This is a genomic window from Maribacter sp. 4U21, from assembly GCF_002742365.1.
In the GTDB taxonomy this organism is placed as follows: domain Bacteria; phylum Bacteroidota; class Bacteroidia; order Flavobacteriales; family Flavobacteriaceae; genus Maribacter.
In genome coordinates, this window is record NZ_MDGN01000004.1 from 1 (window position 1) to 469 (window position 469).

Annotated in this window: 1 protein-coding gene; it reads right to left on the minus strand. The window is 38.8% G+C overall.

Annotation, left to right across the window (positions count from 1 at the left end; all coding sequences use genetic code 11):
* Window positions 1-309: 309 nt before the first annotated feature.
* Window positions 310-469, minus strand: a 160-nt coding sequence (locus BFP77_RS00835) for a helix-turn-helix domain-containing protein (protein WP_143751810.1), incomplete at its 5' end; no start/stop codon positions are given.

Genomic DNA, 469 nt, shown 5'->3' on the forward strand with positions numbered 1-469 from the left:
TTGTCTATAATCCTTACGGAATTCTCATCGGAGATCATATCCTCCAGACAAGTGGTGTAGAGGGTAAGTTGGGTGCGGGATTGTTTATGTCGATAGTCCATGACATAAAGATCGGATCAAAAAATGAATCCCACAAGATCAAGTCGAAATAATTCGGGGTTTTGAGACAGTCTGACGGTCTCGGCTATGAACAGTTGCGTGGGTTAGCACGGACTTTTGCAAATACACGACAAGCTAGAAATTCCGCAGGAATTTTCAGGATAAGCCTGTAATAGCAATTGTTTATAGCTATTGTTGTAAAACGTACTTTTATACTTCGATTGATATATTTACCTTTCCGCCAAGACCTTTTTCTACAATGTCGAATAAGGTTTTCAAGGTCAGATTACTTCCGTTATTTTCCACACGAGAAATGTATGTTCGCTTTTTGTCAATCATTTCGCCAAGTTGTTTTTGGGTCAGATTTTTT